The 10,360-nt window shown below is 36.2% G+C and carries 8 protein-coding genes; 4 read left to right on the top strand and 4 right to left on the bottom strand.

All coding sequences use genetic code 11. From position 1 onward, the window contains the following. Nucleotides 1-272 precede the first annotated feature (272 nt). Nucleotides 273-365 carry a putative holin-like toxin gene (locus ACFQ18_RS06930; RefSeq protein ID WP_222115735.1) on the bottom strand — a complete coding sequence of 31 codons (93 nt, stop codon included), beginning with the start codon at nucleotides 363-365 and terminating at the stop codon, nucleotides 273-275. A gap of 883 nt (nucleotides 366-1,248) precedes the next feature. Here ACFQ18_RS06930 and ACFQ18_RS06925 point away from each other — a divergent pair. Then, complete coding sequence (locus tag ACFQ18_RS06925; RefSeq protein WP_379566030.1) at nucleotides 1,249-2,208, top strand: Rpn family recombination-promoting nuclease/putative transposase; 960 nt, start codon at nucleotides 1,249-1,251, stop codon at nucleotides 2,206-2,208. A gap of 374 nt (nucleotides 2,209-2,582) precedes the next feature. After that, nucleotides 2,583-2,909: a hypothetical protein gene (locus ACFQ18_RS06920; protein ID WP_047185546.1), complete on the top strand. Its 327-nt coding sequence runs from the start codon at nucleotides 2,583-2,585 to the stop codon at nucleotides 2,907-2,909. Nucleotides 2,910-3,258: 349 nt separating this feature from the next. On the opposite strand, the gene ACFQ18_RS06915 is transcribed toward ACFQ18_RS06920, so the two are convergent. Beyond that, nucleotides 3,259-3,897 (bottom strand): YczE/YyaS/YitT family protein, encoded by a 639-nt coding sequence (locus ACFQ18_RS06915; RefSeq protein WP_145523819.1) that lies wholly within the window; start codon nucleotides 3,895-3,897, stop codon nucleotides 3,259-3,261. 778 nt (nucleotides 3,898-4,675) lie between these two features. On the opposite strand from ACFQ18_RS06915, the gene ACFQ18_RS06910 reads away from it, so the two are divergent. Beyond that, nucleotides 4,676-6,214 (top strand): AbgT family transporter, encoded by a 1,539-nt coding sequence (locus ACFQ18_RS06910; protein WP_060668798.1) that lies wholly within the window; start codon nucleotides 4,676-4,678, stop codon nucleotides 6,212-6,214. Nucleotides 6,215-6,327: 113 nt separating this feature from the next. Here ACFQ18_RS06910 and ACFQ18_RS06905 read toward each other — a convergent pair whose 3' ends face one another. After that, the gene (locus ACFQ18_RS06905) at nucleotides 6,328-7,194 is read right to left on the bottom strand and encodes a Cof-type HAD-IIB family hydrolase (RefSeq protein ID WP_204797956.1); all 867 of its coding nucleotides are present in this window, start codon (nucleotides 7,192-7,194) and stop codon (nucleotides 6,328-6,330) included. A 283-nt stretch (nucleotides 7,195-7,477) separates the two neighbouring features. Here ACFQ18_RS06905 and ACFQ18_RS06900 point away from each other — a divergent pair, with 283 nt between their 5' ends. Then, nucleotides 7,478-7,723, top strand: coding sequence for a hypothetical protein (locus tag ACFQ18_RS06900; RefSeq protein WP_204797955.1), 246 nt, complete (start codon nucleotides 7,478-7,480; stop codon nucleotides 7,721-7,723). Nucleotides 7,724-8,646: 923 nt separating this feature from the next. On the opposite strand, the gene ACFQ18_RS06895 is transcribed toward ACFQ18_RS06900, so the two are convergent. After that, a complete protein-coding gene (locus ACFQ18_RS06895) occupies nucleotides 8,647-10,203 on the bottom strand; it encodes a multicopper oxidase family protein (protein ID WP_047185541.1) in 1,557 nt (518 codons plus the stop codon). Nucleotides 10,204-10,360: the final 157 nt, after the last annotated feature.

Genomic DNA, 10,360 nt, shown 5'->3' with positions numbered 1-10,360 from the left:
TAGCCGAAAAAGTGTACAAAAATAGAGTGCCGGAAATATTGGTGTGAAAGACACACCGAGAAAAACTTGACACATACATTAATAATGTAACATGTTTTCTTTTTTATCAAAAAAGGGTATACTGGTAATAGAAAATGAATACATTAAAAAAAGACCAAAGGTGCGCTAACACCTTCAGTCTATACAATAGCTAGGTTCCCCCCCCAAGGGGATCGACACGTATACGAGAATAAAACCTACCCTCTAACGAGCCGGAAACTCAAGGGTAGGTTTTATTTTTTACTGTTTTTTTCTGACATAATTGCAACTATTAACGCTCCGAAACTAATCATTAGCATTAATCCTTCTGCAACTGTCATTAGCATCACCCCCTTTCGGGAGTGTGCCAACCATCCTTGAGTTAACCTATTCAGCTATTGTCCTATAATTATAACATTTCCAATGCTTCTAAATCGACCTAGAATGAAACTACTTTTTAATAGCTTCGCCATTCTATTTCATGAATAGCGGTAAATTCCCATTGAAGATATACAACCAATAATATCCCAAACGTTGATTTACCACACTTTTTGCACCTCTTTTTAACGATATTACATACTCTCATTTCATAGGCGGCATGATGTGGATGCCCCTCAAACCCTCGTATAGAAGAATTTTATGTAAGAAGTTAATATTTTTTAGTACCCTTTTGATGTCATTCGGGCAGAGGGTCACTTGAAAACGTTCATTTCTTTATCAAGAATGCTTTTTAGTTTTTCTCCACATTCATGACTGCAGATAACAAATAGCCCGTCTTGTCCATTTTTCTTAGCTTCGGAATCGGCTGTGGTAACAATCATCGGGACGCTTCTATCAATTTCTCTTAAGTAAACAGGAATGATTTCCCCTTCTTTATTGGAAAAATCTTCATCCCCTCATTAAATTTTACTTCCAAGGCACTTAATGGATCGTTATCGCCAATTTTCTTATTACACCAGGCACAGTTGAACATGTCGTATCTCTCCTCTCCAAAATAGTTATTTTCACCATGGACACTTTTAATTTTATTTTAAAACTTATGACTATTATTACCAAGTTTTAAAGGCATAAGACCGTTCACTTGGTAGATACGGATAGAAATAATGTTATTAAAAAAGAACACTCCTGTAAACGATGACTGGTTGGTCTTTCTTAAAAAATTGACGCATAAAGTTTGTCAATAAGTATTGTATTTCATGTACATTACTGATAAAATAGTCCTAGGTAATAATGAATATTCAGAAAGGTTGCAAGTCATTGTTCACTTCGTCTATTATATTAGAAGACAAACAAACTTATACGGATCATGACCGTTTATTTAAAGAGCTCATTCAAACATTCTTTAAAGAGTTCATCGACGCATTTTTCCCCGATTTATTCCCGAAAATTGATTTTACCACTGTAAAGTTCCTAGAACAGGAGGTTTATACAGATATTTTAAAAGGTGAAAAAAGAAGAATAGATATACTTGCTGAGGTTAAATTACAAGAGGAAGAACAGCTAATCCTCATTCATATTGAGCCACAGGCAAGTTATCAAAAGGAATTCAATGAACGAATGTTTATCTACAGTTCCCGCCTCTATGAAAAATTCCGCAAAACAATCCTTCCAATTGCCGTTTTCAGTTATGATGACAAGAGAGATGTACCAGACATTTTTACTACGGAAATCTTCCATTTCCAAGTTTTCCAATTTAATTATCTTCAAATTCATTTAATTAAAATGGATTGGCGAAAGTTTATTAAGATGAACAATCCTATAGCTGCGGCTTTATTAAGTAAAATGGGGTATACTAAAGATGAACGCATTCAAGTCAAATTAGAATTCTTAAGAATGATTAGTAGAATGGAATTGAATCCGGCAAGAATGGATCTCTTATATGGTTTTTTCAATACTTACTTACATTTAAACAGTGAGGAGGAAGAGCAAATGAGCGAAGAAATTGCAAAATTTCCTAGAGAAGAAGCTAATCGGGTACTACGACTTCCGAACTCGTATTATGAGAAAGGAAAGAAAGAAGGAATTGAGGAAGGTATAGAAAAGGGTATAGAAAAAGGTATAGAAAAAGGTATAGAAAAAGTAATCTATAAGATGCTTCAAAAAGGATTACCAGAAGAATTAATTGCTGATGTGTCGAATGTACGAGTCGAAGAAATCTCAAAGATGAAAGAAAGATGGGACTTTGATTAGATTAAAGGAAGTTGGCAGACATCATAGCCAATAGATAGAGAAGGAAATTTAAAACGTCATTGCTATGGTGTCAGTCACTTAAACCGCAACCATGTAAGTGTAGTGGGGGAGAGGCATCAAAAATTTCCTTTAGCTCTTACCCACTTATAACCTAGCAAACCTGAAAACCTCATGTCCTCTGTTTTTGAACTACTTCATTCAACCTTGATTTATCACCGAGAATCCCCTTTTTTATCCATTCTGTTTCAAACAAAAACCTTTCCATAAAATAAACTTGAAAGGGGTGATATGTAAAAAATCATTTGTTACGACGCTCTAGGCTATGTATATTGTTTCTAGTTTATTAGATTTAAAATTAAAAAGGAGGACTTTTCATGGGTCATGATATTTTAGGATACAATAAAGCTGGAGAGGCAATTGCTTATGCACGTTTTAGCATGGGAAATTCTAATGCTACAATACTGTACGATTTACTTGATTCCATTGATTACCATGCAGGAGTTAGTGGGACAGGCGCCGTTACTACTTTTTCAAAGCAACAAATCGAAAAAGCTTTGCATGCTTATAAACAACAATACGGTAATGATGTTCCCAGTTCGCCGAAGGGTGATTCCTTGGATCTAAAGCAAATCCAGGATTTTCTATCAAACTGTTTAGAGGAAGCACAAAAGGAAAAGAGTGTAACCGTCTTTTTTGGTTGATGTTTTTCAAGGTTGCTTATTAAACTCCTCCATGTTCACCCTTATAACTGCTACGAATTTAAGTTCCCCAGAATAAATGGAAATAAAATACTACTCCTGTCAAAAAAGTGGATGGGATGGCCTTTCTAAAATAACTCCTTTATCCATACAAAAAATATGGAAGTTTCCTCTAGTATGGACAGGGAACACACACATAATTATTACATGAATTTAAAAAACTTTATTATAGAAGGATGTTTCCGTACAACTATTTATCTTGTCGGAAGCATCCTTTTTTAACTTACCAAAAAGTAAAAGCAGCTTCATTCGATTGAAATGAAGCTGCTTTAATAAGGAAATTCTTGTTTAGTTAGTGGGCAGCTACGTGTCCATGATGTTTGTCGCTCAGGCATTTATCCAATAATCTTTGGCTATACCCTAACGATACTTGAATAATTGGACCAAGTGCAAAAGCCATAATAACGGTACCGATTCCGAAAGGTCCACCTAATAAAAATCCAACTATCGCGACGATTACTTCCATGACAGTACGTGCAACCATAATACTACAACCAAATTTCCCCACTATTAATAACATTAAGCTATCCCGCGGGCCTGCACCTAGATTAGCAGAAATATAAATGCCTGCACCAATAGCTAACAACACAATTCCAAGAATAAAATCAACAAACTGCATGGAAAAGGTATGTGGGTTTGGTATGACCCAGTTGAAAAAGTCGATAAATAAACCAACAAAGATCATATTCATAAAGGTTCCGATTTTCGGGAACTCGTGTAAACCAATGGAAGAAATAGTAATAATGATAACTCCCATAATAATAGACCAAAGTCCAATGGATAGTCCGAAGTTTTTGAACAAACCAATGTGCAACACATCCCATGAACCTACACCAAAACGTTGCCCTTTGACCGTCAATGCAACTCCAATTCCCATAACCATAAGACCTACAAAAAAGAAAAGCCACTGAATGCTAGTTCCCTTTTTCATCAAAATCCCTCTTTCTTTTGGTAAAACAGAAAAGCCATTTTATGTATAAACATAAATGGCCTCTTAATCAACTAATCTATTATAACAGTTTTTTACTAATTTGCTAAGAAAAATAATTAGTTCAAGCAGGGAAGGCTTATAAAATATTTTCTTCCTTGAAAATGCTATAAAAGATATTTTATTAGAGTCAATTTTTGTGATTGTACAATTGAGAAGTCAAGACACTAATGAATTGGAGGACAGATGTTCATGAAACGAGTCTTGAGTTCGTTAACATTTTCCAGACTGATAGTTATAATTGTACTATGTGTAAAATAGTTCTCGGGGATTTGAAACAAAATTCTAGAAAAAAAAGAAAAGGCGCTCTATCATAAATGTATGCTGACCGGCAAATACATTTGAAAGAGGCCTTTTCATGAATACAATTATATCAAAAATTAGCGAATTATTAAAGGGTGCAAATGACTTAATGAGTTTGAAGAACAAGTTTAAATTAGTATATATGATCTCCTTACTACAATTTGAGCTTGAAATATTGGAAATAAACTGGTATCCTTTCCTTTGTATGAAAAGCAGGGGAAATCATGCGAATTTATTTATTTTGAATTTTCTGTAATATCATTCTCTTTCTATAATATAATACTCTTAGAGTAAGTTAATATTGTGGTAGACTTTTAGGGACTTCTAGTGAATATGCATAACTATTATAGTATAGCTAGTAATCTTAATTTAAATTAAAATAGTATTTTTGTAGATTATATTGGAGGATTTAATTTTTATGGCAAAAGGAAAAAAAGGACTATTTCTACGATCATTAGATAGAATTGAAGTAGTTGGAAATAAGTTGCCACATCCGGCAACATTATTTGCAATTTTGGCACTTCTCGTTATACTACTATCAGCAGCTTTGCAACCATTGGGAATTAGCGTCGAACATCCTGGTGAAGAAGGAACAATGGTAGAAATCAAAAATCTTTTAAGTGCAGAGGGAATTCAATATATTTTCACAAGCATGACAGATAACTTCATTGGCTTTGCTCCTTTGGGTGTTGTACTGTTAACAATGTTGGGGATAGGAATAGCTGAACGCACTGGACTCATTAGCGCGCTATTACGAGGTTTTGTGTTGTCTGTACCTAATAGATTCATAACGTTAGGACTAGTTTTTGCTGGTATTATGTCTAGTGTGGCGTCTGATGCAGGATATGTTGTATTACCACCACTTGGTGCACTTATTTTTGCGGCACTTGGCAGGCACCCACTTGCAGGACTAGCAGCGGCGTTTGCGGGGGTGTCTGGAGGATTTAGTGCTAACTTATTATTATCTGGTACGGATGCTATGCTAGGGGAGATGACCATTGCGGCTGCTGCAATCATTGATCCTGCATACGCAGAGACAATGAACATAGCGATGAACTGGCTGTTTATTGCCGTTTCGGTATTTGTATTAACATTTCTTGGTGCTTGGGTAACAGAACGTATCGTAGAACCTAGACTTGGTGCTTATAAAGGCGACCAAAAGGAAGAATTGGAATCCCTTCAACCAATTGAGAAAAAAGGTTTAATCTGGGCTAGTATATCGGTAGTTGTCGGCGTTGTGCTTGCATCATTGCTTGTAATACCATCCAACGCACCGATGCGCGGTACAGAAGGGGATGCAATGGCTCAGATTATTCAATCGCCATTTATGAGTTCATTAGTTCCGATTATCGCTATTTTGTTCTTTATCCCTGGCCTTACTTATGGAATTGTTACGAAATCTATTCGCAGTGATAAAGATGTTGCAAGCCAAATGTCAGACACGATGGCATCTATGGGAACATTTATCGTTTTAGCATTCACTGCTGGACAATTTGTGGCATTTTTTAATGAAACGAATATGGGATTAGTATTGGGAGTATACGGCGCGGAACTACTAGGTAGTGTTAACTTAACTGGAATTCCGTTAATATTGCTGTTCATCCTAATTGCATCTGTTATTAACTTGTTTATCGGAAGTGCTTCTGCAAAATGGGCAATGATGGCACCGGTTTTTGTACCAATTATGATGCAGCTTGGATATTCTCCAGAACTGACACAAATGGCGTATCGTATAGCAGACTCTTCTACAAACATTATTTCACCATTGATGACTTACTTTGCGATTATTATCGCTTTCGCACAGAAATATGATAAGAAGATGGGTATTGGTACCTTGGTTTCTACGATGGTTCCATATTCTATGTTTTTCCTAATAGGCTGGACAATTATGCTTATTATCTGGATGTTATTAGGTATCCCACTTGGACCAGGTGGGCCATTGTATTATCATCCATAAATTTTAAAAAGCATTGCTTCATATGAGGCAATGCTTTTTGTATAAGGAGAGCATAAGATATTGGCTAAGTGGTCTTTCAAAAGAACTTAATGCCTAGAGATCCTTTTTAAAATTTAAAGGTTATACTCCTTAAGCATTTCGTTAATCGCAAATGCAAACCCATTATCATTATTTGTTTTGGTTGTATATGTACATAGTTCCTTGATTTCCTCAGCTGCATTTCCCATTGCTACACCACGTCCAGCTTGGAGAAGCATACTTTTATCATTCAGATTATCTCCCAAAGCCATAACGTCCTTCATTTGTATACCCAACTTATTTGCTAGATCCTTCAGAGCTGTACCTTTTTGCGCTTTTGGATGATTGAATTCAAGATTCAATGGGCCTGAAGAAGTAATAACCGTTCCTGGTTCATCTTTTAGTTTCTCATAAGCTTCATTTAATTCTCCTTGTTGATTAGCAAAGCTTAGAATTTTGTACACCTTTATATCCTGGCTGGAAAGTAACTCCTCAAAATGATTAATAAATTGAACATTTTCATCTTGAAAACGTTGTTCAATGAGTTGTTGAATATCCTCTCTTTTGGAATCAGCATGAGCTGTTTGTAGAACATGGGTGATGACTTCCATGAAATTCTCACGACTAAGCGAATAGATACCATAATTTGTAAATACTTCAATATACATATCAGCCTTTTGGCAAACGGATATGATTTTCTGACAAACAGGAAATTCCATGGTTACTTCATGTATTAACTGCCCATTAACATCAAAAGTATTAGCTCCATTTAAACAAATAAATGGGCATGATAGTCCTGTAGATTGAAATGGTTTGTTAGCCGCATCATAGGATCTTCCCGTTGCTACAACAAACTGAATCCCCTTTCCCTCAATCTTTTTAATTGCTTGTAAATTATCTTCACTAATTTCCCCTTTTTCGTTTAAAAGTGTTCCATCTAAATCTGACGCAATTAGTTTCATTGTTGTGACCCCATTTATTTAGTATTGTACATTTACTATAACTTAAATTATAAGGTGTTTTCCAACTGAGCGAACTGGAAAGTGAAAAGTTATTGGACTAAGGAATTTGATATAGAATGGCTAAAAGAAGAAGTGGTAAAAAAGACTAGAAGAAATGTTTTAATTTAAAAAATGTTAAATACTATTTCTTGATATACTGTAGATAAGTAAGTATGAATCGGAGGGTATTGCCATGAAAGATGAAACTTTACGTAGTGGATTTCGAAATTAGGAAGAACTAAGTATGACCCAGGAACAATATCTTGCTTATGAATCACGTTTGAATCGTATAAAAGACGAAGAGGCTGCCCAGCGTGAGGCGGAACTTCGATTACAAGAAGCAAAAGAGAAAGCTATAAAGGAAGGTAGACAGAAAGGCCTGAAAGAAGGAAGAGAAGAGGGGAGAAAAGAAGGAATACGGAAAGGTGCGGAGGAAGAAAAAGAAGCAATAGCTCGCCGTCTTTTAAAAAAAGGGTATGACAGTTGGTGAGGTAATAGAATTTACTAAAATAAGTAAAGATAGAGTTAAGGAAATTCAACAGGCATTGGAAAAATAAGGTGCGATTCAATTGGATCGGTTTACCTATCTCCTATATTCGTGGTCCCGTTGTGAGGTAGAGCCGAAAGGAAGCTGAAAAAGGCTTTCCATAAGTTAAATCAATTTATGGAAAGCTTTTTACTTTTAGCTAGACCCAAGCTTTAATGATATTTGGGATTGAAACTATTAAAAAACCCCATACTTAATAGATTCCCCGCTTCAGCTAATGCGGGGAATCTCGTTTGGATTCATGATCGCTCTGTACTTAGTTATTAGCATTCACTTATGAGATATCGGCACTCGCTTACGGTATATTAGTATTCCTTATATTCATATTAAGATATCAGCACTCGCTTACGGTATATTAGTATTCATATTAAGATATCAGTACTCGCTCACGGAATATCAGTAATCATCACAAGATATCAGCACACACTTACGGTATATCAGTAATCATCTCAAGATATCAGCACCCGCTTACGAGATATCAGTAATCATCACAAGATATCAGCACACACTTACGGTATATCAGTATCCATCACAAGATATCAGCACACACTTACGGAATATCAGTAATCATCACAAGATATCAGCACACACTTACGGTATATCAGTAATCATCACAAGATATCAGCACACACTTACGGAATATCAGTAATCATCACAAGATATCAGCATACACTTACGGTATATCAGTAATCATCACAAGATATCAGCACACACTTACGAGATATCAGTATTCATACCAAGATATAAGCACACACTTACGAGATATCAGTAATCATCACAAGATATCAGCACTCACTTAAGGAATATCAGCATTCATACAGAAAACCATTAAATCCACTTTCACTATTAAACAAGGTCACCTAAGTTTAGTCGCTTTCATCAGTTTTATCTGATTCAACAACCGTAAATGGGCGCATCATCTCGTAATCTTCGTGCTCTAAAATGTGACAATGCCATACATAATCCCCTGTATATGGAGCGAATCTCATAATGACACGGGTTATTTCTGCTGAATGTGCTGCTACGGTATCTTTCCAACCTCGTTCATTTGGCTCTGGTGGTCTTGCTCCTCCTGTATAAACAATTTGCCCATTCGACTGATAAAGATCGAGATTGAAAGGACGGCGGTCTAAAATTTGAAATTGAATTAAATGGATATGAATGGGATGGGTGAAATTAGTAATGTTCATAAGAGACCAAATTTCTGTCGTTCCCAATAGTGGCAATTCTGTCACAGGGTCCATCCACCTCTTATTATTAAGGAGAAGCAACGGTCTTCCCCATTCATCTGTTGTTCCGTTTAATTTTAATGTTCTAATTGCCGTAATTTTATTGCCTTTTAAGGAGGGGATAGGTGCTAGATGCTTTGGAATACGATGTCGATCATCTTCTGAAAGAGGCAAACGTACCCTAAATTGCATGATGTCATCTGTTTCGTCTTCTGGATCAGCATTTGGACCTAAATCATTCTTTAAAATGATTGTTTCTCCCTCATATTTTGAAAAGTCAATAATAACATCAATACGTTCTGCAGGCTCTATAGATATCTTTTCAATTTCTATCGTTTTTGAGAGTAATCCTCCATCTGTACCAATTTGATAAAAAGGCTGCTCAGAGTCGAGGTACAATTGATAGGCACGGGTATTGGAAGCATTTAAGATACGTAGCCGATATTTTCTTGGCTCAACCTCCAAAAATGGCCATACTTTTCCATTTACAACAATTTTATCACCAAGAAAGAATGGTGTAATCGAGGGGTTTGGTAAATTTTCTGGTGGGTTATTTGGTTGGCTAGGGTAAAAGAGTGAACCATCATTCTGAAAAGAACGATCTTGAATGATGAGTGGGATTTCGTATTTTCCTGCTGGTAATGAGAAGGATTGCTCTTTCCTGTCTCGAATAATATACATACCCGCAAGTCCTGCATAAACATTCAGTCTCGTAATACCCATCGCATGGTCGTGATACCATAATGCAGCTGCCCGTTGGTGATTTGGGTATTCATAGACTTTCCTTTTAAAAAAAGGCCCCACCTCTTCAAATCCATTTGTGAACCACGCTTCCGGGTAACCATCACTATCAGAAGTGGTTTCACTACCATGCAAATGAGTTACGGTTCGGACTTCCGGTAAATTGCCTCCAAGTTCATGAAAGATAGATTGATCAATGGGAAGTAGATGTTTTTGTGGGAGATTGTTGATCCATTTGACTTGAATAGGATCATTTCGCTGAACCTCGAATGTAGGTCCTGGAAACTGGCCATTATACCCCCACAAACGAGTCGGTGGTAAGTCTCGATGTAGTTTTTGACTGAACTCTTCCATGGTTACTTCATAATAAGCACCGCTTTTATCCTTGTTAACAGGCTGTAATGTTTCAGGGATAGGAAGTGAATCAACAAATTTGGTAAGCTTAGGACTCATTTTACTATCTCCTTTCTAGTCTCCTATATCAGATTATGATAAGTGCCCCGAAATGGAATAGGCATATATAATCGGTTAACAAAGATACAGGGAATTAGATTCGACTTAAGGAAACTGGGAAAGAGGTATAAATCAAAACGCTAACTCAAATCGCATT

It is taken from the genome of Oceanobacillus caeni (assembly GCF_042678465.1).
GTDB classification, from domain to species: Bacteria; Bacillota; Bacilli; order Bacillales; family Amphibacillaceae; genus Oceanobacillus; species Oceanobacillus caeni.
The sequence above is the reverse complement of the archived record's forward strand: the minus strand, read 5'-3'. Positions and strand labels throughout refer to the sequence as shown.